A 22834-nucleotide genomic window follows, 5' to 3' on the forward strand; every position below is an offset into this window, starting at 1 on the left:
ACCTGAAACCTGAAACCTGAAACTTAAAATATAAACAAAAAAATCCCAAACCCAACAAAAGTTGGAATTTGGGATTTTCAATATTGTATTTTAATTCTTATTTCTTAGTGAATGGAATTGTTTGTCCATTTCCTAAAATAATCATATCGAAACCAGTTTTAGCTTCATTGTATTTGAATTTTAAACCAGCTCCTTTAGATTCAAAAGTATCTTTTTCATTTGGAACTGCTTTTACAGCAAACTTAGGAAAATCAGTAATTTCAACACTTAAAGTACTGTTTTTCTCTGTAACTTCAATGGTTAATGGTGCTCTGTTGGTTACAAATGTTCCCACATAACCATCTAAAATAACGTCTTTTTCAATTTTACCTTTTCCAGCTGTCCAAACATTATTTGATTCGTTATTATCTGGGAAAGCATGATCTGGATCTAATGTAATACTTTCAATTTCTTCCGTTGAATTATGCTTGAAAGACCATTCTGTATTGCGCTGCCAGATTTCTACAGGAAGATTAACTCTTGTAACTTTTCCGCTTTTTGTTTTTACATCCAAAACAATCGGCATAGGCATTTTATCAAAATTTTCAACAGTAATAATAACTCCTTTTGCTGGGTCATTTTTCACATATTTAATAGAATTGATTCCTTGGTCAAAACGCCAGTTGTTTACAAACCAACTTCTCCAGAACCAGCTTAAATCTTCTCCAGCAACGTTTTCCATACTTCTGAAAAAGTCATCTGGTTGTGGATGTTTGTATGCCCAACGCTGAATATAAGTTCTAAAAGCATTATCAAAACGCTCTTTTCCTAAAATTTGTTCTCTTAAAATGATTAAACCTGCACTTGGTTTAAAGTAACATAACATACCAATATTAGCTTCCTTCATATTATCAGGAGAACTCATAATGGTTTCTAAATCAGGTCTTGTAAATGGTTCTGCCTGCTCATGTAAATTTGTTGGTTCTTCTCTATATTCACCATTATTAAATGCCGCAGTACTTAATGAGTTGATGAAAGTATTAAATCCTTCATCCATCCAGCCAAATAATCTTTCGTTTGAACCCACAATCATTGGGAACCAGATATGTCCAAATTCATGATCTGTAACTCCCCAAAGGTCTTGTCCTTTAGATTTCCATCCGCAGAAAACAATTCCAGGATATTCCATTCCGCCTTCATTTCCTGCTACGTTTGTTGCTACAGGATAAGGATATTCGAACCATTGTTTAGAATAATGCTCGATTGAAGCTTTTACGTATTCAGTAGAACGCCCATAAGCGCCGCGTCCAGCACTTTCAACTGGATAAGCTGACAAGGCTAATGCTTTTTTACCGCTTGGAAGGTTAATTTTGGCTCCATCTAAGATAAAAGCAGCTGATGATGCCCAAGAAAAATCACGTGCGTTTTTAATTTTATAATGCCATGTTTTCTCTGTCCCTGAATTTGCGTTAGCGGTTGAAGCAACTTCTTGTTCAGAGCGAATTGTTACCGTTTGATCACTATTAGAAGCCTCTTTATATTTTTTGAAATGATCTGCAGAAAGCACTTCCTGACCATTTACCAATTCACCTGAAGCTACTACAAATTGATTAGCAGGAACGGTTAATTTTACATCAAAATCACCATATTCTAAATAAAACTCAGAAGCTCCTAAATACGGTGGAGTATTCCAGCCTCTTACATCATCATACACACACATGCGCGGGTACCATTGTGCAATTGTGAAGATTTTTCCATTTTTAGTTTCCAAAACTCCCATTCTGTCTGATCCTTCAAACGGCGCTATGAAAGAGAATTCGATTTTAACTTTTACAGAACCTCCTTTTGCCGCTAATTCCTGTGGAAGGAAAATCTGCATTCTAGTATCTGTAATAATATATTTTGCTTCAACTTCTGTTTTGTTTTTTGCACCAGAAATAACTTTTACAGACTTAATTTTGTTTCCACCATCAAAAACTTGTCCTTGCGCTCCATTACGGCTTCCTGTCAAAGGCACAACCGCATTTCCTCTTGAATCGTCTTTAAACAGGTTTTGATCTAAATTCAGCCAAAGAAAACCTAATTTATCTGGACTGTTATTGGTATAGGTAATTTCGTCTGTCCCCACAATTTCATTTGTTACAGCATTTAATTTTGCCGTAATCTGATAATCAGCTCTGTTCTGCCAGTATTCTACTCCTGGCTGACCGCTTGCTGTGCGCGTAGAAGTTCCGTTTTTAGTGTAAAAATGCGGACCAAATGCATCATGGTAATTGTAATTATTAACTGGATTTGATGCTGTAGCCGACGGAGTTTGCTGCGCCGAAACAGATAAAATCCCAAAAAATAAAGCCGCGGTTAAAATGGCTTTTACAGAATGCTTTTTCATATTTTTTAGCTATTTATGTAGCAAATTAATGAAAAAAAAAGCTATCAGCAGAGAAATATCTAAGCTTAAATTTAATTTTAGCAAAATTTTACCAATAAAATAAATTAAGCGTTTTTCTTAAAAAATTAAAAATTATTAAAATATCTTTACATCACTTAAAAAACAATTCTCTTCAATTCTATTATTTTGAACACAACAATATCAAATTCAACACTTAAAGCTTCAATCAAATCGGCAGGAGCTGAATTATTTTCTTTAAAAGACAATCAAAACAAGGAATATATTTGGGAAGGAAATCCCGATTTTTGGGGCAAACACTCTCCTATTCTTTTTCCTATTGTGGGTACTTTAAAAAACAATACCTACACCGCTAATGGCAATGAATATGAGCTGTCAAGACATGGTTTTGCAAGGGATATGGAATTTCAATTGGTTGAAAAAACAGAAAACAGCGCTGTTTTTTCTTTACAATCAAATGAAGAAACATTAAAAAAATATCCATTCAAATTTGAATTGCAGCTTATTTATACTTTAGAAAATACTTCATTAAAAATAGAATACGTAGTAATTAATAAAGGTGATAGTAAAATGCCTTTTTCAATTGGTGCGCATCCGGCAATAGCACTTCCGGAAAGTTTTGAAAGCTATTCTTTTAAATTCGAAAAAGAGGAATCTTTAAAATATAATTTACTGGAAAATGATTTGATTTCGAATAAGACCGAAACGCTGAAAACAACCGAAAATGTAGTTCCCTTACATTATAAACTTTTCGAAAATGATGCTCTTGTTTTTAAAACATTAGAATCGAATTCATTGACAATTCTTGAAAATTCAAAACCGTATGTTCAGGTTGATTTTGAAGATTTTCCGAGTTTAGGAATCTGGACAAAAGATCAGGCTCCTTTTATTTGTATAGAACCTTGGTTTGGATATTCTGACACTGCTGATAATTCGGGAGATTTATTTCAAAAAGAAGGTATTCTTACTCTAGAAGCAGATCAAACATTTCACTCACAATTCAGTATCAAAATTTTATAAAATGCTAGAATTCAACTTTCACCCATTTCCTGTCATCGAATCAGAAAGATTGCTTTTAAGAAGAATTACGAATGATGATGTAAATGAAGTTTTCGAATTACGTTCGAATCCTGAAACCATGAAATACATTCCAAGACCATTAGTCAAAAACAACGATGATGCCTTAGCGCATATTGAAATGATTGAAGAAAAAATAAATTCAAACATTGGTATCAACTGGGGAATTACACTAAAAGGCGATTCGAAACTTTTGGGCATTATTGGTTTTTACAGAATGCAGCCAGAGAATTACCGTGCCGAAATTGGATATATGCTTAATCCTGATTTTCATGGAAAAGGTATTATTCCTGAAGCTGTTCGCTTATTAATACAATATGGTTTTAAAGATTTAAAATTGCATTCTATTGAAGCTGTAATCGATCCTGAAAATCAGGCCTCAGAAAAGGTTTTACAAAAATGTGGATTTGTGAAAGAAGCGCATTTTAAAGAATCTGAGTTTTGGGAAGGAAAATTTCTTGACAAAGTAGTTTACTCGCTATTAAATAGTTAGATTAATTATTTTACTTAAAAATATTTTTTTTCCTGTTAAAAGAAGTATTAAACAATAGTAAAAGGCTTCGTTGCGTTATATTTGCAACCGAAATAAATTATCCTCAGCATAAAAATACCATGAAAAAACTATCCGCCTTAATTGTTCTTTTTATATCGATTCAATTACAAAGCCAGACTTTCGTAAAATTTAATGGCGCTACTGCTGCAATTTTAATTCCTAATATTGGAATAGAAACGAGTATTGGTGAAAAAACAACTTTTAGTGCAGATGTAATGGCTTCATTTTGGGAAAGCTTTAATGGAAATAATCCAATGAAATTCATCACTGTGACTCCTGAAATCCGTTACCATTTTAAGGAAAAATATAATGGATTTTATGCTGGAGCACACATTGGCGCTGATAAATATGAAATTCAAAAATGGAACTATTGGGACACCAACAAATACGAAGACGGTTTTGGATACAGAATTGGTGCCACTGTGGGTTATAATTTAAAAATAAACGATAAATTTTTACTTGATATATTTGTTGGCGGTGGCTGGCACCAAGGCTTTTATCATGGCAAATATAATGATGGAACACCAGGAAGATATGAAACAGCACCAAACTGGAACAAAAGCGGTGAATGGCTTCCGTATCGTGGCGGGGTAATGCTTTCTTATAAATTGAATTAATTAGTATTCAGTTTAGGAAGTGTTTTAATGTACAGATTTTCAACTTTTTTGCGCGCCCAGTCTGTTTTTCTTAGAAAGGTTAAACTTGATTTCACACTCGGATTTGAATTAAAACATTTTATTGGAATTAATTCTCCCAAAGTATCAAACCCATAATATTCAACGAGAGTTTCTACAATTTTCTGAAGTGTAATTCCATGTAAGGGATCTTTCGATTGATTTTGCATATTTTTATTTTTTAAATAATAGTAAAAGACCGTATTTTTCAATACGGTCTTCTTTTTCGCAAAATTACTAAAATAGAATTTTACTGTAATCAAATAAAAAATGAATTAGAATATAAACTTAAATCCAACTGAAATTGGAGAAGTTAAGTTTGGATTGCTTCCACCTAATGCTGTATTATAATAAGAATCCACATTAGCAACGTGCGCTAATCCAAAATTTGTAACAGTTGTTTTCTCACCATTCTCTGGCTTTAAAGTTGTAGATGTGAAGTTTGCTAAATCATAAGAAAACTCGACAGAGAAATTCTTTGTAACAAAATAATCAAGACCACCAGAAACAGATAAACCAACTTGGTTCACTTTTAAGTTACTTTCCTTTTCTTTTCCAGTTATAACTGGTATTGCTGCCTGTCCGAAGAAATACAATGAACCAGCCACATTCCAATATTTCCTAACTAAAGGTTGAAAAACAAATAAATCTGTTTTTGCTAGTGTTTTAATATCTGGACTTCCTGTTGAATACCCATCTGATTTAATATTAATATAACCAATTCCGGCTCCAACGGCAACAGATGGCGTAACAAACGTACCAACTATTGGCAATACCGATATGCTTGTTCCTTTAATCTCTCCGCTTTTAGTCTGCTGATAACCGAATTGAGAAGTGGCGAACCAAGCTCCTTTTAGTCCTTGTGTTGAATCTTGGGCTTTAGCGGTTAAACCCATTAATACCATGCTGACTAATGTTACAATTTTTTTCATTATAAATTTGTTTTTGAAATTATACGACAAACTTATGAGGAAGCTTTTCCGGCGAGGATGATTAAAATCATAGATTAAAAAAAATCTTTAATTATATTTAAGCACGTTAAAGTTTTGCAATTTTCCTTACTTTTGTAACATGTTAAAATCAGTCAATATACTTAATAAGAGAGCTCGTTTTGATTACGAGATTATCGACACTTATACTGCCGGTATTGTTTTGGCAGGAACCGAAATTAAATCTATCCGTTTAGGAAAAGCTAATATTACCGAAAGTTTCTGCGAGTTTAGTAACAATGAACTTTTTGCTATTAACACTTACATAGAAGAATATTCTTTTGGAAATCAATTCAATCACAGTTCACGAAGCGAACGTAAATTGCTTTTAAACAAAAGAGAATTAAAAACTCTTGCCAGAAGTGTTCAGGCAAAAGGTCTTACGATTATTCCTTTAAAGTTATTTACTAACGAAAAAGGTCTTGCCAAACTTCAGATTGGTCTTTGTAAAGGAAAGAAAAACTACGATAAACGTGAATCTTTGAAAGAACAAGACACGAAACGTGATTTGGACCGAATTAAAAAAGCATATAATTAAGTTTATTTAAATCTTTCCAAATCTCTATTAATCAATATTTTATAGTTATTTTTACTACAAATAATAACTGTAAATATGAAAAAGTACTTAATTTCCTTACTTGTAATTCTGTCATTTTCAAATTGTGGCAGTAATACTGCTATAGTTAACAGCTGGCGAGATCCAAAATTAACCGTAGCTCAAGAACACTTCAAAAAAGTTTTAGTGGTAGTGCTGGTTAAAGACGAAGCTTCACGTAGAATTGCCGAAAACAGAATTGCAGCCAGTAATCCTGTATTTAAAACTTCTTATCAGTATCTAAACGAAGCTAAACAGCTTACAAAAGAGCAGAAATTAAAAATCCTGCAGGATGAAAATTTTGATGGAGTCGTTACTATGCGTTTAGTAAGCACCGAAAAAGAAACCACATACGTTCCTGGTACTTACACAGGAATGTATTACGGAGGCTTCGACGGATTAGATACAGGTGTGTATGGATATGGTTTTGGAAATTGGTACGGAATGTATGCTCCTAATTTCTACGATCCGGGATACTATCAGGAAACCACGTATTATATGGTTGAAACCAATGTTTTTTCATTGAAAGAAAACAAATTAATCTGGACAGGAACTACAAAATCCGATTATGTAACAGATATAGGCCAAACTGTTGATGCCATAATGCAAGCCGTTGTTAAAGAAATGAGAAAAGACGGTTCACTTCCTCCAAAATAAAAATATCGTAAAGCAGCAATGCTGACTTTTCCTTATTTTCAAAATGACTAATTTTGTCAAGACTTAATTTTTCATAATGAAAACACTTTTAAAAAATGCCAGAGAACAAAAAGGTTTAAAAACTCGTGAGTTAGCACAGCTTGCAGGAATCGATCAGGCGTTGATTAGTAAATTTGAATCTGGAACTAGAAAACCAACTAAAGATCAGGTTACGAAACTTTCTCAGCTTTTAGAAATTGATTATGAAACTTTGATGGTAGCCTGGCTTAAAGAAAAGATTCTTTATGAAATTGGTGATGATGAGTTTGCTTTGAAGGCTCTGCTTCTTGCGGAACAAGAAATTCAGAAAAACAAAAAAGAAATTGATTCTGCAATACTATCTTCTAATCAAATTATTTTAGATGAAATAGAAACATTAAAAAATCAGTTTCAATCTTTTAATCATTTTGAATTACGTCAAATCTCCAAAACCTTAGAATTGGAATTTATCTTTAAAAGCATTCATTCAAATGGAAACGCTCTAACATTAGAAGAAACTAAATCAGTCATTAATGAAGGAACTACCATTTCTGGAAAAAGCATGCAAGAACATCTCGAAGCAATTAATTTTCAAGAAATAACGACTTATATAAAAGATTTAAGTCAAAAGAAAACTGGTTTAAGTGAAAAAGAGTTTCTTTCGATTCATAATTTAATTTTCAAAGGGATTAAATTCGAAAATGCAGGAAAATACAAAAATGATCCGCTGGTTTCACGAGAAATGAATTTACTTTTTAATTGGTATGAAACGCATAAAAACAATCTTAACCCAATAATTCTGGCGTCTGAAATATATTTAAAAATCCTAGACATTAATCCTTTCGAAAAAGGAAATCTTCAAATTGCAAACATAATAATGAACTGGATTTTACTTCAAAATAATTATATTTATTCTGTGGCTCAAAATGATAAAAATAGACCCAATGAATATTTTTCTGCTTTAGATGAATATTTAATCAAAAATGACAAATCTGTTTTCATAAATTATATTCTTAAAATCGAAAAAGAAAACCTTATAAATGCAATACAATTGAATGCAAAATAAAAAAGCCCTTATGAACGGGCTTTTTTATTTAATTTTTATCTTCTAATAAAGGAACAAATCTAAATTCTCCAAACTCATGTTTTTCAAATTGAGTTTCATTCTTTCTGATTAATAAAGTCATAATCTGAACATCTTCTCCTAACGGAATAACCAACCTTCCTCCTATTTTCAATTGCGCCATTAAAGGCTGCGGAATGAAAGGCGCCCCTGCTGTAACTATAATGCTATCAAAAGGAGCAAAATTTGGAAGTCCTTTATATCCATCGCCAAAAGTAACGTGCTTTGGACGAATGTTTAATTTTGGAAAAAGATTTGACGTTGTTTTAAATAATTCATTTTGTCTTTCAACTGTATATACTTTAGCACCTAAAGCAAACAAAACAGCCGTTTGATAGCCAGAACCCGTTCCAATCTCCAAAACTTTATGATCTTTTTTAACCTCAAGCAATTGTGATTGAAAGGCAACCGTATAGGGTTGTGAAATCGTCTGCCCTGCGCCAATAGGAAATGCTTTGTCCTGATAAGCGAAATCTTCAAAACTTGAATTCAAAAAAAGGTGTCTCGGGATTTTTTTTATCGCATCCAAAACCGCTCTATCAGTAATTCCTTTCTGCTCTAAAGTGGTTACTAATTGATTACGAAGTCCTTGATGTTTGGCAGTATCTTTCAAAATAAGTAGGTTTTATTTTCGCAAAAATAAGAAACAAAACAGGATTTCAAATATTGATTTTTAAATAATAAAGTGTAAAGTCCGAAGTCAAAAGTCAAAAGCCATAAATTGTCAGGCTGAGCGAAGTCAAAGCCCTTTGTGTTTTAACTATACGCCCTTCGACTTCGCTCAGCCTGACAAGTCTTAAGATGAAGATAAAATTTACGACCAACGACAAACAAATAACGACCAATAACACACAACTAACAACTAACATTTCACAAATCACAATTCACAATTACCTAAATTCATTTTCACGTTAAACAAATAAATTATATTTTTGTTTAAAATACATTCTCATGTTAAAAGTAGGAGTTTTAGGTGCTGGTCATCTTGGTAAAATACATTTACGCTTATTACAACAATCTGACAAATACGAACTAGTTGGATTTTACGACGAAAATCAAGAAAATGCCGAAAGAATATCAAAAGAGTTTGGCTATAAAAACTTCAGCACAATTGCAAAACTCATTCACGCTGTTGACGTGATTGACATTGTTACTCCAACACTTTCACATTATAAATGTGCAAAAGTGGCAATCAAATCTGGAAAACATATCTTTATTGAAAAACCAATTGCCAACACTGTAGAAGAAGCTGAAGAAATCATTGCTTTGGCCAAAGAATACAATGTAAAAGGACAAGTAGGTCACGTAGAGCGCTTTAATCCTGCTTTTATTGCTACAAAAAACATGATCGAAAATCCGATGTTTATAGAAACACATCGTTTAGCCGAATTTAATCCGCGTGGTACAGACGTTCCTGTGGTTTTAGATTTGATGATTCATGATATTGATGCCATTTTAAGTGTTGTAAATTCAAAAGTAAAAGACATTCACGCAAGTGGTGTATCAGTAATTAGCGATACTCCCGATATTGCCAACGCTAGAATAGAATTCGAAAACGGATGCGTAGCCAATTTAACTGCAAGCAGAATTTCATTAAAAAACATGCGTAAGTCACGTTTCTTTCAAAAAGACGCTTACATTTCTGTTGACTTTTTAGAAAAGAAATGTGAAGTCGTACGTATGAAAGATGCACCAGAAGTACCTGGAGATTTTGATATGATTCTTCAAAATGCCGAAGGTGTAAAAAAACAAATCTATTTTACTAATCCAGATGTAGAGCAAAATAATGCAATTTTGGACGAGTTAAATTCATTTGCCGACGCAATTAATAATAACACAACTCCTGTTGTAACGCTTGAACAGGCAACTGACGCATTGCGAGTGGCCTATCAAATTATTGATTGTTTTAATAAATAAGTAATTTTCAAAAAAATAAATTAGCCACGAATTCACGAATTAATTAGTGAATTCGTGGCTAAATCATAAAAAAAATATCTATCAAATATGAAAACAATAGCTGTAATTGGAGCAGGAACTATGGGTAACGGAATTGCGCATACTTTTGCACAAAGCGGATTTACTGTAAAATTAATCGACGTTTCTGAAAAATCATTAGATAAAGGAATGGCAACTATTGCTGCCAATTTAGATAGAATGTTATCTAAAGGTACCATTACTCAAGAAGATGTTACCAAAACAATTACCAATATTATTACGTATACCGATATAAAAGATGGTGTTGTTGGAGTTGATTTAGTTGTTGAAGCAGCAACTGAAAATGTAGAGCTAAAACTAAATATCTTTAAACAATTAAACGAATACTGCTCGCACAATACCATTTTAGCAACTAACACTTCTTCTATTTCGATTACACAAATTGGAGCTGTTGTAGCACATCCTGAACGTGTTATCGGAATGCACTTTATGAATCCGGTGCCAATTATGAAATTAGTTGAAATCATTCGTGGGTACAATACAAGCGACGAAGTAACTAAAATCATCATGAACTTATCTGAAAAATTAGGTAAAGTTCCAGTTGAAGTAAACGATTATCCTGGATTTGTAGCAAACAGAATTTTAATGCCTATGCTAAATGAGGCAATCGAAACGTTATATAATAAAGTTGCAGGCGTTTACGAAATCGATACGGTTATGAAACTAGGAATGGGACACCCAATGGGACCACTTCAATTAGCTGATTTTATCGGTCTTGACGTTTGTCTAGCTATTTTAAACGTAATGTACGACGGATTTAAAAACCCAAAATATGCTCCTTGCCCACTTTTAGTGAATATGGTTAGAGCTGGAAAATTAGGCGTTAAATCAGGAGAAGGTTTTTATGATTATAGCGAAAGTAAAAAAGCAGAGAAAATTTCGAAGCAGTTTATTCTTTCATAAAAGAGAAATATCATGTCGATTCAATCGAATTTAAATACAATTCAAGCAACTTTACCTGAACACGTAACTCTTGTGGCCGTTTCAAAAACAAAACCTGTTTCCGACTTGATGCAGGCTTACGAAGCGGGTCAGCGAATATTTGGAGAAAACAAAATTCAGGAAATGACTGAAAAATGGGAACAAATGCCAAAAGACATTCAATGGCATATGATTGGACATGTTCAGTCGAATAAAGTAAAATTTATGGCACCGTATGTCAGTTTGATTCATGGTGTTGATAGTTTGAAATTATTACAGGAAATCAACAAGCAAGCTTTAAAAAACAAGAGAGTTATAGATTGTCTTCTTCAAATTTACATCGCTGAAGAAGAAAGCAAATTTGGTTTGGACGAAAAAGAACTGAATGAACTTTTAACTTCTCTGGAATTTAAAGAATTAAAAAATATTCGTATCTTAGGTTTAATGGGAATGGCTACTTTTACCGAAGATCAAAACCAAATAAAAAAAGAATTCACACATTTAAAATCTATTTTTGACTCTATCCAAAAACTACAGATTGTTGATTTAAAAACAATTTCAATGGGAATGTCTGGAGATTATCAATTAGCCATAGAATGCGGAAGCACAATGGTGAGAATTGGAAGCAGCATTTTTGGCGGGCGCTAAAATTCAAAAATAGTTAGACGCACTGCAGTGCGCCTCTACACCAAAAACTGAATACTAAAAACTGAGCACTAAAATTTGTACGCGATACTAGACATAGAAACCACTGGAGGACAATTTAATGAAGAAGGAATTACCGAAATCGCCATCTATAAATTTGATGGACATGAAGTAATTGACCAATTCATCAGCCTTGTTAATCCTGAAATTCCGATTCAGCCTTTCGTAGTAAAACTAACCGGAATCAATAATGCTATGTTACGTTCTGCTCCAAAATTTTACGAAGTTGCAAAACGCATTATCGAAATCACTTCAGATTGTGTAATTGTCGCTCACAATGCCTCTTTTGATTACCGAATACTGCGTACAGAATTCAGACGTTTAGGCTACGACTTCGAAGCTAAAACACTTTGTACCGTAGAATTAGCAAAAAAACTAATTCCAGAACAACCTTCATACAGTTTAGGGAAACTAGTGCGCGCACTTGGAATTCCAATGGCAGATAGACATCGCGCCAGCGGAGATGCTATGGCTACTACAAAGCTTTTTAAAATGCTTTTAGAAAAAGATACCGAGAAAACTATCGTAAAAGATTTTATAAAACTCGAAGTTGAAAAAGGAATCGCTCCTAAATTTTTAGACATTTTAACTCAAATGCCAACTAGAACCGGCGTTTATTACATTTATAACGAAAGCGGTACTTTAATTTATATTGGCAAAAGCCAAAACATCAAAAAAAGAATCAATCAGCATTTTACCGGCATAACCACTAAAAGTAAAAGAATTCAAGCCGAAGTTTTTACTATAACCTATGATGAGACTGGAAGCGAATTAATTGCACTTTTAAAAGAAAGTCAAGAAGTAAAAATCAACCGCCCGAGATACAATCGTTCACAAAAGAAAACCGTTTTTCCTTTCGCCTTATATGCCGAAAAGGATACAAATGGATACATTAATCTAAGGCTTGAAAAAGCAGATGGACGTAGAAAAGAAATCGCATCGTTTGTTTCTTTACAGGAAGGCAAAAATACCCTTTTCCGATTTACGGCAAAATATCATTTGTGCCAAAAATTAACGGGTTTGTATGAAACCAAAAAAGAATGTTTTCAATATAAAATTAAAGAATGTGATGGAGCCTGCATTGGCGAAATCGCACCAGAAGTTTACAATTTAAGAGTACAGCAATTCATAGCCGAAAATAGTTTCGAAAACAAAAATATGGTCTTAATCGACAGAGGCCGAAATGTGAACGAAAGAAGCGCAATTTTAATTGAAGACGGAACTTATAAAGGATACGCTTACTACGATTTAAATTATCAAATCACCAATATCGATATTTTAAAAAACATCTTGATTCCAATGCAGCACAATCGTGATGTAAAAAATATCATTCAAAATTATATCCGCAAAAGCAAGTCTTTAAAAATACTTCACTTTTAACAAAACAAAACTTTCATTATCTTTAAGGATATGAAAAAGAAAAAATCACAATACGAACTCTTCAGAGAAAAGGTCAAAATTATTCTATATGGAACCAATACTATATTAGGACGAATGTTCGATTTGGTTCTTTTAGGTTTAATATTACTGAGCGTTTTATTAATAATGCTTGACACTGTTCAAGGAATAAGTTCCAAATATCATTATCAATTGTGGATATGCGAATGGGTAATTACGATATTTTTCACTATCGAATATATTTTGCGAATTATTTCCATCCAAAAACCCGTTAAATACATTTTCAGCTTTTACGGAATAATCGATTTATTAGCGGTTTTGCCCATGTACTTATCGATATTTTTTCCAGGAGCGAGTATTTTATCAATTGTCAGAGCATTGCGTTTCCTTCGATTATTCAAAATTTTGCATCTTCCTCAAATTTCACATCAATCACTACAATTAAAAGAAGCTATTGATGCCAGCAAAGAAAAAATTCTCGTTTTTATTTACTTCGTTTTAATCAGTACCATTATCATTGGATCAATAATGTATTTAGTGGAAGGTAAAGAATCAGGATTTACAAGTATCCCTATGGCAATTTATTGGACAATTGTAACCTTAACGACAGTTGGTTACGGAGACATTTCACCTCAAACTCCACAAGGACAATTTATTGCAGCATTGGTGATGATTTTAGGTTACGGAATTATCGCAGTACCAACCGGAATAGTAACTGCCGAATTTGCTAAAAAAAGCCTCAATAACAATTCCGTAAACACTAAAAAGACCTGTAGAAAATGTCAGGCGCAAGTACACTTCGATAGTGCTAAATATTGCCACGAATGCGGAACCGAATTATCTAATAATTAATTTATGAAGCTAATCCAGCTGTACATTGCAACTCCTCCTTATCTTTGTTGTTTTTTAAAGTCATAAAAGGAGCTTCCGCTGGTCGCTCTTTTACTCCAAAAAAACAAACAAATATAAGTCCGGGGTTTCCATTTCCATCTGGGCTAAAAAATATGAAATACCTAATAACAATCGTCGGACCAACAGCTATCGGGAAAACAGCCCTGAGCATTGCTTTGTCACAACATTTTAAATGCGAAATTATTTCCTGCGACAGCCGTCAGTTTTTTAAAGAAATGACAATTGGAACCGCTGTTCCAAGTCAAGAAGAATTAAATGCTGCAAAACATCATTTCATTCAAAATAAATCTATTTTTGAAAACTATACGGTAGGTGATTACGAAAAAGAAGCACTTTCAAAACTAGAAGAATTATACCAAAATAATGATTTTGCTATCCTAATTGGCGGATCAGGTTTGTATGTTGATGCCGTTTTAAAAGGTTTTGACGAATTCCCTGAAATAGCACCAGAAGTTCGCTTAGAAGTGAATTCCAACTACGAAAAATTCGGAATCGAATATCTTCAGGAACAATTACAAAGTTTAGATCCAGATTATTATCAAAAAATAACCATTGAAAATCCGCAGACATTACAAAACCCGCAGCGAATGATGCGTTTTGTAGAAGTTTGCATTGGATCGCAAAAACCTTATTCTTCATTTTTAAACTTAAAGAAAAACAACCGAAACTTCACTCCTATTTTAATTGGTTTAGACGCCGAAAGAGAAATAATTTACAACAGAATCAACCAACGTGTAGATATCATGATGAATGAAGGTTTGCTAAAAGAAGCAGAAACGCTTTATCCTAACAAAGAGTTAAATGCTTTACAAACTGTTGGTTATAGAGAATTATTTAGTTATTTTGACGGAGAATTCACCTTGCCTTTCGCAATTGAAGAAATCAAAAAGAACACACGAAGATTTTCAAAAAGACAATTAACCTGGTTCAAACGAAACGAAAACACCAAGTGGTTTGATTATGCGTTAGATAGAAAACAAATCATAAATTACATTGAAGATAAAACAAAATAATCTTTTCTCTTTGTTCTATATTCTTTGTTCTCTCCTCCAAAAATCTAAAATCAACAATCTAAAATCTAAATTTAGAAATGCCAATATCACCAAATTTCACATCCGTTTTAAGTAAAGACTGGGAAATCAATTTCACACAATGTACACCAAACGGTTATTTAAAATATACCGATTTATGCAATCTTTTACAATTAACTGCAGCTGCGCATTCTGAAGTTGGCGGAATCAGTTTTACAGATATGCAGGAATTTGATCAGGCATGGGTTTTAAGCCGTATGCGTGTAGAAATAACAGCTTTACCAAAATGGCAGGATGTTGTAACGGTAAAAACATGGATTAACAGTCTTGAAAATTCACGTTCTGTTCGTGCACTAGAAATGTATGTAAACGGCAAAAAGATTGTGGGAAGCGAAACGTATTGGGCTGTTTTCAATACCAAAGCACGTCGTCCAGAAGCTTTGGCTTTACCTTTTGAACATTTTGAACTTTTCCCAGATCAAAGAGCAACTATTGAAGGTTTTTCTCGAATCAACATCAATCCTGAAAAAGAATCTGTTTTTGAAAAAACCGTTTATTTATCTGATTTAGATATTGTAAATCATGCCAATAATGTAAAATACTTAGAATGGTGTCTCGATCATGTTGATGCAAAAAGAATTTTGAAACAAGAAGTAAAAAGTTTTGAAATGAACTTTTTAAAAGAGCTTTCTCTAAACGATCAAGTTGTTATTCACGAAAGTGATAATGAAGATCATTCTGCAACAACTTTCAGTATTACAAAAGGAGATAAAAATTGCTTTGCATTAGAATTGCACTGGAAATAAATTACGTGATTCCTACAAGGTTTTAAAAACCTTGTAGGTCTATTATTTTATAGTGACCTTCAAATTTAATTTTTAATATAAAACTAAAAATACCTACAAGGTTTTAAAAACCTTGCAGGAAATTGGACCTAATAAAAAACGATGCAAATTGCATCGTTTTTTATTTAAAATCATTTCGATTTCTTTTTAGAGTCTTTCTTCTCTTTTTTAGGCTTCTTCTTTTTCAACAAATCAACTTTATCTTTAATTCGCTTTTCAACTTCGCTAATTCCAGTGTCATAATCGTGCTGAATAGAATATAACTTTGCTTGTTTAATTACTTTCAAAGCTTCTTTAAATTTATGCTGAACCTCTAAAAGAATGGCTTTCTTTACAAAAATTACCGACTTATTAATTCCTTTAATAGTAAAAGCAAAATCAATTAATTTTTGAGCTTCTTCGTAATCTTCGTTTAAAATTAAAGTCTGCAAATAATGCGGATAAACTTCAAAAGCATGAATATTAATCGCTAAAGCTTCCTGAAAATACGATTTAGCTTCTTCATAATTCATCAAATGCTCAGCCTGAATTCTTCCGTACAAACACAGAACCATTGTATTTTTCGAATCATAAGAAAAAGCATAATCCAAAGATTCAATAGTTTCTTCAAGCGAATACGGATAATTATCTAAAGCCTGAAAAAGGTATTTATCAATTGTTTTCATTTCGTAAATCATTTTTTAATTTCTGACGAGTTCCTTTGTAACTTTTCTCCACTTTGTTCTTTTTAAAATCACTTCCAGTAAAAACTCTCACAGGATTTCCACGCTGCACATTAAGCTGATTTTCCCATTGTTTTCCCACATGATTTTTAAGCTGAAGCAATTTCTCGTCTTCTAGTTTTTTAATTAATCTTTCTGTTGCCAGTTTTTTGTTCTGATGCTGCGAACGGCTGTCCATTGCCACAACAGCAATTCCTGTTGGAATATGAGTCGCTCGAATCGCAGAACTCACTTTGTTAACGTGCTGACCTCCTGCACCCGAGCTTCGCATGGCTTGATACTGAATATCATTTTCCGAAAACAAACTGTTTTTTTGATGTTCGATTTCAAATATGCCGATAAACCAATTTTTGCGTTTGTGCATTTTTCTAAACTGGCTTTGACCAATCCATTGAACGGTTCCTATCCAAGAATTCACAAACTGATCTGCATTTTTTCCTTTTACTGCAATCGAAGCTGTTTCTACCGTTCCATTTTCAGTTCCTGCTTCTCTTTGCAGTAAAACTGTTTCTAGTCGATGTTCCTGCGCTTCTTCGAGTACTTTTTTAAGCACTTGGGCAACCACCCAAGTGCATTCTGCAGGTCCGCGACCCGCTGTTATTTGAATTATTCTTTCCATTTCTTTAAAATTTTGAGCAGCTTTTCTCTGTTTTTTGCTGCTTTTACAAATTTTGGTAATCTAGCCACTAAACTTGATGTATAATTCACTTTTGAATTTCGTTCTCTTAAACCTGCATTAATATATCTTTCCAAATAATAAATATGATCCAGATTGTAAGCCCAAAAAATCTCGTTATCAAACTCTTTCTGAAACCAAAGTGGTAAGTTGTACCATCTTTCTCTCATCAATCCTTTCTCAAATTTTGATTCTTCTATAATTTCTTTTATTTTAGTTTTTCCTTCTTCCTGAAAATTACAATGTGGGCATCTTGTTTTATAAATCAAAGATTTCTTTTTGAAAGCTTGTGACTCAAACTCATATGATTTTCTGCAATTAATACAATATCTTTTTCCGTAAGCAACATATTTTATAATTGGCTGCCTAGGTTTGGTAAAACAATGTTTACATTCAAAAGACGTTACTTTACATTTACCACATTTACAATCTTCTGCAGGCTTTTTTAAAATTGATGCCTTAGATTCACATTTTGGACATTTTACCAAAATTTCACTACTAAAACTCCATAAAATTTTATTTTCATCCTGAAATCTTTCCATAATCTTTTCATTTTAGCGATCCATTCTAACAATTCTAGGTGTAAAAGTTCCCAAAACTTCAACTAATTCCGTTTGGTTTGCCATTACTTTTGTGATGTCTTTGTAAGCCATTGGAGCTTCATCAATATTACCGCCGATTAAAGTCACATCGTGTTTCTTCAATTCTTTGTTAATCTGACTTTGTGTAAAACTGCTTTTACATTTTGCTCTCGAAAACAAACGTCCAGCACCATGTGAAGCCGAATTCAAACTTTCTGCATTTCCTTTTCCTTTCACAATAAATCCTGGCGCTGTCATCGAACCCGGAATAATCCCAAGCTGGCCTTCGCCTGCAGGTGTTGCTCCTTTTCTGTGTACAATACATTCTTGACCGTTTACCATTTCTTTCCATGCAAAATTGTGATGGTTTTCAATCGTAACCACTACTCTTTTTCCAATCGCTTTAGCAATTCGTCTGTGAATATCATCATGACAGGCTTTTGCATATTCTCCTGCTAAATTCATTGCCAGCCAATATTCCTGACCATCGTGTGTATTCAAATCTAGCCAAGCTAAATGCTGCACATTTTTGGGTAACGGACATTGTTTAGCTGCCAGATACGTGTAATGTTTGGCTATGTTAGCACCCAATCCACGAGAACCGCTGTGTGATAAAACGGCAAAATATTCTCCTTTTTCCAGTTTCCATTCGTTCTCTGGATTGTCAATTTTAGCGATTCCGAACTCTACGAAATGATTTCCTCCACCAGAACTTCCCAATTGCTTATATGCTTTTGGTAAAAGATTCTTTAACAACGGAATGTCTTGAAATTCGCTTTTATGAAAAACCTCATGATCTACTCTAGACGATTGTACTTCGTTCATTCCGAACTTTGTATTATCTCTTAAAATGGCTTCTAGTTGATGTTCTCTTCCTTTAAAATGAGAAGCTGGTAAATCAAAAATTGAAAGGCTCATTCGGCATCCAATATCAACACCAACTCCATATGGAATAACAGCATTATCAGTAGCTAACACACCGCCAATTGGCAAACCGTAACCCGAATGCGCATCTGGCATTAAAGCTCCAGCAACCGAAATTGGCAGTTTCAAAGAATCATACAATTGAAATTTTGCCTGCTGGTCGATTTCATTTTCACCGAAAATGGTAAAAGGCGATCTCGTTGTTTTCAGCTGATGCATTCTTACCTGAACAGGTTTGATTAAGCCTTCGGCAACTTTTCCCCACGTTCCGTTTCCTTCATATTTTTCAGGATTTAACAGCACGTCTTTTGCTTCTGTTAGAATAGATTCTTTTTTTTCTCTTTTTCTATATCTGTTTATCTGCCCTAAGGCGATATTTATTGAATTGTTCTTTGGAAAACCTAATTTAATCAGGTCTTTTCCAGTTAGTTTATTTCCCATGATTTTCTATCATTTCATCTGCATACTGCTCATATAAAGCATGCAGACTTTTATTTTTAATTGGATTTTTCTCTTTTGGGTTTTCTTTTCTATAAAATTTCCAAGTATTAGAATATCCATTAACTAATCTGTTTATTTTTTCTCTTAAATGATGATTCACAATATAATTTTCAATAAGTTGCATTTGACTTTCTAAATCCGAATCGACCATTTTGGTGTGTGTTATCATATATGGACTAACACGAAGTACATATCGCCAAGGCTCATTAAATACATAATGAATTCTATATTGTTTCCAGTTACTACACCAGCGCTCTCTTCTATAAAAATGCGCTTTTTCTTTTTCGGTCAATTCTAACTTTGAACTTTTCCATTCCCATTCTGAAAATTCTTTTACAGTTTGGAATTTTTCAATATAAACATATTTTCTTTTTCTCTTTTTCTTTCTTTTAAAAGCTTTTTCAGATGAAAACTGCCATGTATTTATTTTTTCCAATAATTCTATGTAAAATGGAGCCTCACTTGATCTAACAATATCATCTCTTAATTTGAAATTTCGCTGCCAACCTTTTTGATAGGGTACTTCGAGAGGAACTAACGGCAAATCACGTCGTTTGTTCCAAAGTTCTTTTTCAAGTTTTCTTAACTGAATTAATTGTTTATCAAAATCTTCCTTTACTAATCTTTTCTTTTTTCTTTTACTTTTAAAACGAGTGCACAAAGCATACTCATCTACCGTATAATTTTCCATAAAAAATTATCGTGCATTAAATTAATAGCCAAAAAGGCATACCATTTTATCCTGACGGATAAATACTAAAAATCGATGTTCGGGAAAATTTTGAAGAGTCTAGAATAAAAAAAAGCCCGAAACGTATGTCTTCGGGCTTTTTTATATATCTAAAAGTATATTTCTAAGATTGAAATAAGCCACGAAGAATTGCTTCACCAAATCCGTTTGGTGTAAAGCTCTGAGATGTCAATGTAAGTACAAACACTATTTCTTCGTTTTAAAGGGTTACTAATTTTTTCGTGTGCAAATATTCAAAATACTTTTTTGATTTTCCAAATTATTTTTAAGAAAATTCATCAAAATAAAATTCCAGCATAGCTAAACCGTTCTCATAATCAACAGTAAGATTTTAAAAATCAACACATTAAATCAAAAAAAGTTCAAAAAATATTTTCAGTTAATGGCATAAAAAAAGCCCTGATTTCTCAGGGCTTATATATTTTTCGGTGAATAATTATTCAGAAACTTTGCTTTTTACCACTAATCTGAAACCTTCTCCGTGAATGTTTAAAATTTCAACATCTTCATCAGATTTAAGGTATTTTCTTAATTTAGCGATGTACACATCCATACTTCTTGAAGTAAAGTAGTTGTCATCTCTCCAGATTTTTGTTAAAGCTAATTCTCTCGGCATTAAGTCATTTTCATGAAGAATAAGCATTTTAAGCAATTCATTTTCTTTTGGAGATAATTTAATTGGCTCTTCATCTTGGAAAGTCAAGAATCTTAGTTTTGAATTTAAGTGGAATTTACCAATATTAAATTCAAATTGTACTTGTTCAGCTTTTGTATCAGCAGATTTTCTTTGGATGATTGCTTTAATTTTCATTAAAAGAACTTCTGAATCAAAAGGTTTATTTAAATAATCGTCTGCACCAGCTTTGTATCCTTTTAACACATCTTCTTTCATAGATTTAGCTGTTAAAAAGATAATTGGCACTTCACTGTTCTTCTCTCTAATTTCTTTGGCCAAAGTGTAACCATCTTTATAAGGCATCATTACGTCAAGAATACATAAATCATATACGTCTTTCTTGAATTTTTCGAAACCTTCCATACCGTTTTTAGCTAAAGTAACTTCAAAGTCATTTAACATTAGATAATCTTTAAGAACTGCCCCGAAATTTAGGTCATCTTCTACTAAAAGTATTCTTTTGTTAGTATTTTCCATATTTTAATTTATTAATGGTATTTTTATTATAAAGGTGCTACCTTTTCCTTTTTCGCTTTCTACATATACTTGACCGTTGTGGTCCTCCACGATTCTTTTTACATAAGCTAATCCTAAACCATGCCCTTTTACATTATGAAGGTCACCGGTATGTTCTCTGTAAAATTTCTCAAACACTCGTTTTTGAGCTATCTTACTCATTCCCAAACCGTGATCTTTTACTTTTATCAGAATCATGTCTTTTACATTTTCTGTAAAAATTTCAATTTCCGGGGTATCAGGAGAATATTTTATAGCATTTTCTAAAATATTAACCAATACGTTTGTGAAATGAACTTCATTAATCAAACAGGTTGTTCTTGCTGCGTTATAATGTTTTACAACTGTACCTTGTCGGTCTTCCAGAATTAAATTTACGTGCTCGATAGCGTCGTCAATTATATCTGTAATTACTGTAGGTTCTTTAGTTATATCAAGTTCTCTTTTTTCAAGTTTTGAAATACGCAGTACATTCTCAACTTGTGCATGCATTCTTTTGTTTTCGTCTCTTATCATTTGAAGGTAACGATATACCTTTTCCTTATCTTCAATTACTTTTGGGCTTCTAATTGCATCTAACGCTAAGTTGATAGTAGCAATTGGCGTTTTAAACTCATGCGTCATATTATTAATAAAATCGGTTTTGATTTCAGAAATATGTTTCTGACGTAATAACTGATTTAATGCACTTGTGTAAGCCACAATTATAATCAAAGTAAAAACTATTGATAAAATAGTGATACTCAACAATTCAGACAATAAGAACTTCTTTTTGTTTGGAAAAGTAATATACAATTCATATTTACTATTTCCTTCGTTATCCGTGAATACGGGCACTTGATAACTTGCATCTTTATCGTAATGGAAATTATCTGATTTAATTTTCGTTGGCAAACCATTATTTAGTACGCCAAACTCAAATTTGGTTTTTACACCATATTCAGCTAATTCTTTTTTTAATAAACTTTGCAATTTGTCTCTAGAAACTCTTTCTTCAATTGGAAGTACATCAGTAAAATCTTTTACTGCAATTTCTCTCTGAACTTTACTTAACATTTCTAAGCTTCCTGATTTTTCGATTTTTAAATCTGGAATAACACTTTGACTTAAAGAGTTCTGATCGATTAAATTGTTGTTACTGTAAACTTCTGTTACTCTTTTTGAATTGAAGCTTTTAAACCTGTCACTTGAAAATTTTTTGTTAAATAATGAATTATTTATACCGTAATCTTCAGATGATAAGGTGTTTGAGTATACTATCGTTTTATTTGTTTTTGTATTTCTCTGAACATAATAAACTTCAAGCAGGTCTTCTTTTTTGGGGTCTTTGCCTGTACTTTTTTTTAGATTATTATAATCAACATAGTAGTTATACAATTCTTGTTTTTCCAATTTATCGGCAACATTACCAATAACCTGTGTAACGTGGTATTTAAACTGTTCGTCGTTATTTTTGAACGAAGAATTGAACCAATATACCTGCACTAGAATTATTCCTATCAAGGATAAACTCATCAGTAAAACAAGTACTCTAAAAAATAATTTATTCATCGAAACAAAATTAATATTTTAACAATATACTAAATAATACATTAACCAAATATTAAC

Annotated in this window: 24 protein-coding genes; 13 read left to right on the plus strand and 11 right to left on the minus strand. The window is 32.7% G+C overall.

Going from position 1 to position 22834, the window contains the following annotated elements:
- Window positions 1-97: 97 nt before the first annotated feature.
- On the minus strand, window positions 98-2368 hold the full coding sequence (locus P2W75_RS10660; protein ID WP_276380425.1) for a M1 family metallopeptidase: 2271 nt from the start codon (window positions 2366-2368) through the stop codon (window positions 98-100).
- A 186-nt stretch (window positions 2369-2554) separates the two neighbouring features.
- On the opposite strand from P2W75_RS10660, the gene P2W75_RS10665 reads away from it, so the two are divergent.
- From P2W75_RS10665 to P2W75_RS10675, 3 genes are all read left to right on the plus strand, one after another.
- Window positions 2555-3406: an aldose 1-epimerase family protein gene (locus P2W75_RS10665; protein WP_276380427.1), complete on the plus strand. Its 852-nt coding sequence runs from the start codon at window positions 2555-2557 to the stop codon at window positions 3404-3406.
- Window position 3407: 1 nt separating this feature from the next.
- Complete coding sequence (locus tag P2W75_RS10670; RefSeq protein ID WP_276380428.1) at window positions 3408-3956, plus strand: GNAT family N-acetyltransferase; 549 nt, start codon at window positions 3408-3410, stop codon at window positions 3954-3956.
- Between the two features lie 119 nt (window positions 3957-4075).
- Window positions 4076-4633 (plus strand): DUF3575 domain-containing protein, encoded by a 558-nt coding sequence (locus P2W75_RS10675; RefSeq protein WP_276380430.1) that lies wholly within the window; start codon window positions 4076-4078, stop codon window positions 4631-4633.
- Here P2W75_RS10675 and P2W75_RS10680 read toward each other — a convergent pair.
- Complete coding sequence (locus P2W75_RS10680; RefSeq protein ID WP_207296675.1) at window positions 4630-4860, minus strand: VF530 family DNA-binding protein; 231 nt, start codon at window positions 4858-4860, stop codon at window positions 4630-4632. The two genes, P2W75_RS10675 and P2W75_RS10680, sit on opposite strands and share 4 nt — an antisense overlap.
- Window positions 4861-4965: 105 nt before the next feature.
- On the minus strand, window positions 4966-5622 hold the full coding sequence (locus P2W75_RS10685) for a hypothetical protein (protein ID WP_276380431.1): 657 nt from the start codon (window positions 5620-5622) through the stop codon (window positions 4966-4968).
- Between the two features lie 139 nt (window positions 5623-5761).
- Here P2W75_RS10685 and smpB point away from each other — a divergent pair, with 139 nt between their 5' ends.
- From smpB to P2W75_RS10700, 3 genes are all read left to right on the plus strand, one after another.
- Window positions 5762-6217 (plus strand): SsrA-binding protein SmpB, encoded by a 456-nt coding sequence (gene smpB, locus P2W75_RS10690; protein ID WP_207296677.1) that lies wholly within the window; start codon window positions 5762-5764, stop codon window positions 6215-6217.
- Window positions 6218-6292: 75 nt separating this feature from the next.
- Window positions 6293-6931: a hypothetical protein gene (locus P2W75_RS10695; protein WP_207296678.1), complete on the plus strand. Its 639-nt coding sequence runs from the start codon at window positions 6293-6295 to the stop codon at window positions 6929-6931.
- Window positions 6932-7007: 76 nt separating this feature from the next.
- Complete coding sequence (locus tag P2W75_RS10700; RefSeq protein ID WP_276380434.1) at window positions 7008-8015, plus strand: helix-turn-helix domain-containing protein; 1008 nt, start codon at window positions 7008-7010, stop codon at window positions 8013-8015.
- 28 nt (window positions 8016-8043) lie between these two features.
- On the opposite strand, the gene P2W75_RS10705 is transcribed toward P2W75_RS10700, so the two are convergent.
- Window positions 8044-8685 (minus strand): protein-L-isoaspartate(D-aspartate) O-methyltransferase, encoded by a 642-nt coding sequence (locus tag P2W75_RS10705; RefSeq protein ID WP_207296680.1) that lies wholly within the window; start codon window positions 8683-8685, stop codon window positions 8044-8046.
- 338 nt (window positions 8686-9023) lie between these two features.
- Here P2W75_RS10705 and P2W75_RS10710 point away from each other — a divergent pair, with 338 nt between their 5' ends.
- The 7 genes from P2W75_RS10710 (at window position 9024) to P2W75_RS10740 (ending at window position 15840) form a co-directional block, all read left to right on the plus strand.
- Window positions 9024-9989 carry a Gfo/Idh/MocA family protein gene (locus tag P2W75_RS10710; protein WP_207296681.1) on the plus strand — a complete coding sequence of 322 codons (966 nt, stop codon included), beginning with the start codon at window positions 9024-9026 and terminating at the stop codon, window positions 9987-9989.
- An 87-nt stretch (window positions 9990-10076) separates the two neighbouring features.
- Window positions 10077-10970, plus strand: coding sequence for a 3-hydroxyacyl-CoA dehydrogenase family protein (locus tag P2W75_RS10715; RefSeq protein WP_207296682.1), 894 nt, complete (start codon window positions 10077-10079; stop codon window positions 10968-10970).
- A gap of 12 nt (window positions 10971-10982) precedes the next feature.
- Window positions 10983-11636, plus strand: a complete 654-nt coding sequence (locus P2W75_RS10720) for a YggS family pyridoxal phosphate-dependent enzyme (RefSeq protein WP_207296683.1) — start codon at window positions 10983-10985, stop codon at window positions 11634-11636.
- Window positions 11637-11711: 75 nt separating this feature from the next.
- On the plus strand, window positions 11712-13073 hold the full coding sequence (locus P2W75_RS10725) for an exonuclease domain-containing protein (protein ID WP_276380439.1): 1362 nt from the start codon (window positions 11712-11714) through the stop codon (window positions 13071-13073).
- Between the two features lie 30 nt (window positions 13074-13103).
- On the plus strand, window positions 13104-13943 hold the full coding sequence (locus tag P2W75_RS10730; RefSeq protein ID WP_276380441.1) for an ion transporter: 840 nt from the start codon (window positions 13104-13106) through the stop codon (window positions 13941-13943).
- A 152-nt stretch (window positions 13944-14095) separates the two neighbouring features.
- Window positions 14096-15016 carry a tRNA (adenosine(37)-N6)-dimethylallyltransferase MiaA gene (gene miaA, locus P2W75_RS10735; protein ID WP_276380442.1) on the plus strand — a complete coding sequence of 307 codons (921 nt, stop codon included), beginning with the start codon at window positions 14096-14098 and terminating at the stop codon, window positions 15014-15016.
- A gap of 77 nt (window positions 15017-15093) precedes the next feature.
- Window positions 15094-15840, plus strand: a complete 747-nt coding sequence (locus P2W75_RS10740) for an acyl-[acyl-carrier-protein] thioesterase (protein WP_207296687.1) — start codon at window positions 15094-15096, stop codon at window positions 15838-15840.
- Window positions 15841-16010: 170 nt separating this feature from the next.
- Here P2W75_RS10740 and P2W75_RS10745 read toward each other — a convergent pair whose 3' ends face one another.
- The 7 genes from P2W75_RS10745 to P2W75_RS10775 form a co-directional block, all read right to left on the minus strand.
- Window positions 16011-16544, minus strand: a complete 534-nt coding sequence (locus P2W75_RS10745; protein ID WP_276380443.1) for a hypothetical protein — start codon at window positions 16542-16544, stop codon at window positions 16011-16013.
- Window positions 16531-17220, minus strand: coding sequence for a peptide chain release factor H (gene prfH / locus P2W75_RS10750; protein ID WP_276380444.1), 690 nt, complete (start codon window positions 17218-17220; stop codon window positions 16531-16533). Before prfH ends, P2W75_RS10745 begins: the two co-directional genes overlap by 14 nt.
- The gene (locus P2W75_RS10755) at window positions 17208-17819 is read right to left on the minus strand and encodes a hypothetical protein (protein ID WP_276380445.1); all 612 of its coding nucleotides are present in this window, start codon (window positions 17817-17819) and stop codon (window positions 17208-17210) included. The genes prfH and P2W75_RS10755 overlap by 13 nt, the downstream gene beginning before the upstream one ends.
- Before the next feature lie 12 nt (window positions 17820-17831).
- Window positions 17832-19223 (minus strand): RtcB family protein, encoded by a 1392-nt coding sequence (locus P2W75_RS10760; RefSeq protein WP_207296691.1) that lies wholly within the window; start codon window positions 19221-19223, stop codon window positions 17832-17834.
- Window positions 19213-19974, minus strand: a complete 762-nt coding sequence (locus tag P2W75_RS10765; protein WP_276380446.1) for a hypothetical protein — start codon at window positions 19972-19974, stop codon at window positions 19213-19215. The genes P2W75_RS10760 and P2W75_RS10765 overlap by 11 nt, the downstream gene beginning before the upstream one ends.
- A gap of 496 nt (window positions 19975-20470) precedes the next feature.
- Window positions 20471-21187: a response regulator transcription factor gene (locus P2W75_RS10770; RefSeq protein WP_012025443.1), complete on the minus strand. Its 717-nt coding sequence runs from the start codon at window positions 21185-21187 to the stop codon at window positions 20471-20473.
- Window positions 21188-21190: 3 nt separating this feature from the next.
- Window positions 21191-22777 carry a sensor histidine kinase KdpD gene (locus tag P2W75_RS10775; protein WP_207296693.1) on the minus strand — a complete coding sequence of 529 codons (1587 nt, stop codon included), beginning with the start codon at window positions 22775-22777 and terminating at the stop codon, window positions 21191-21193.
- Between the last annotated feature and the right edge of the window lie 57 nt (window positions 22778-22834).

This window comes from Flavobacterium sp. H4147 (genome assembly GCF_029360735.1).
GTDB lineage: Bacteria > Bacteroidota > Bacteroidia > Flavobacteriales > Flavobacteriaceae > Flavobacterium > Flavobacterium endoglycinae.

Excerpts from the sequence above, each read along its gene's own strand:
- miaA (WP_276380442.1), top strand. The coding sequence starts at position 14,096 with ATGAAATACCTAATAACAATCGTCGGACCAACAGCTATCGGGAAAACA.
- P2W75_RS10720 (WP_207296683.1), top strand. The coding sequence starts at position 10,983 with ATGTCGATTCAATCGAATTTAAATACAATTCAAGCAACTTTACCTGAA.
- P2W75_RS10745 (WP_276380443.1), bottom strand. The coding sequence starts at position 16,544 with ATGAAAACAATTGATAAATACCTTTTTCAGGCTTTAGATAATTATCCG.
- P2W75_RS10730 (WP_276380441.1), top strand. The coding sequence starts at position 13,104 with ATGAAAAAGAAAAAATCACAATACGAACTCTTCAGAGAAAAGGTCAAA.
- P2W75_RS10715 (WP_207296682.1), top strand. The coding sequence starts at position 10,077 with ATGAAAACAATAGCTGTAATTGGAGCAGGAACTATGGGTAACGGAATT.
- P2W75_RS10740 (WP_207296687.1), top strand. The coding sequence starts at position 15,094 with ATGCCAATATCACCAAATTTCACATCCGTTTTAAGTAAAGACTGGGAA.
- P2W75_RS10695 (WP_207296678.1), top strand. The coding sequence starts at position 6,293 with ATGAAAAAGTACTTAATTTCCTTACTTGTAATTCTGTCATTTTCAAAT.
- P2W75_RS10760 (WP_207296691.1), bottom strand. The coding sequence starts at position 19,223 with ATGGGAAATAAACTAACTGGAAAAGACCTGATTAAATTAGGTTTTCCA.
- P2W75_RS10765 (WP_276380446.1), bottom strand. The coding sequence starts at position 19,974 with ATGGAAAATTATACGGTAGATGAGTATGCTTTGTGCACTCGTTTTAAA.
- P2W75_RS10680 (WP_207296675.1), bottom strand. The coding sequence starts at position 4,860 with ATGCAAAATCAATCGAAAGATCCCTTACATGGAATTACACTTCAGAAA.
- P2W75_RS10670 (WP_276380428.1), top strand. The coding sequence starts at position 3,408 with ATGCTAGAATTCAACTTTCACCCATTTCCTGTCATCGAATCAGAAAGA.
- prfH (WP_276380444.1), bottom strand. The coding sequence starts at position 17,220 with ATGGAAAGAATAATTCAAATAACAGCGGGTCGCGGACCTGCAGAATGC.
- P2W75_RS10775 (WP_207296693.1), bottom strand. The coding sequence starts at position 22,777 with ATGAATAAATTATTTTTTAGAGTACTTGTTTTACTGATGAGTTTATCC.
- smpB (WP_207296677.1), top strand. The coding sequence starts at position 5,762 with ATGTTAAAATCAGTCAATATACTTAATAAGAGAGCTCGTTTTGATTAC.
- P2W75_RS10770 (WP_012025443.1), bottom strand. The coding sequence starts at position 21,187 with ATGGAAAATACTAACAAAAGAATACTTTTAGTAGAAGATGACCTAAAT.
- P2W75_RS10685 (WP_276380431.1), bottom strand. The coding sequence starts at position 5,622 with ATGAAAAAAATTGTAACATTAGTCAGCATGGTATTAATGGGTTTAACC.
- P2W75_RS10675 (WP_276380430.1), top strand. The coding sequence starts at position 4,076 with ATGAAAAAACTATCCGCCTTAATTGTTCTTTTTATATCGATTCAATTA.
- P2W75_RS10755 (WP_276380445.1), bottom strand. The coding sequence starts at position 17,819 with ATGGAAAGATTTCAGGATGAAAATAAAATTTTATGGAGTTTTAGTAGT.
- P2W75_RS10710 (WP_207296681.1), top strand. The coding sequence starts at position 9,024 with ATGTTAAAAGTAGGAGTTTTAGGTGCTGGTCATCTTGGTAAAATACAT.
- P2W75_RS10660 (WP_276380425.1), bottom strand. The coding sequence starts at position 2,368 with ATGAAAAAGCATTCTGTAAAAGCCATTTTAACCGCGGCTTTATTTTTT.
- P2W75_RS10700 (WP_276380434.1), top strand. The coding sequence starts at position 7,008 with ATGAAAACACTTTTAAAAAATGCCAGAGAACAAAAAGGTTTAAAAACT.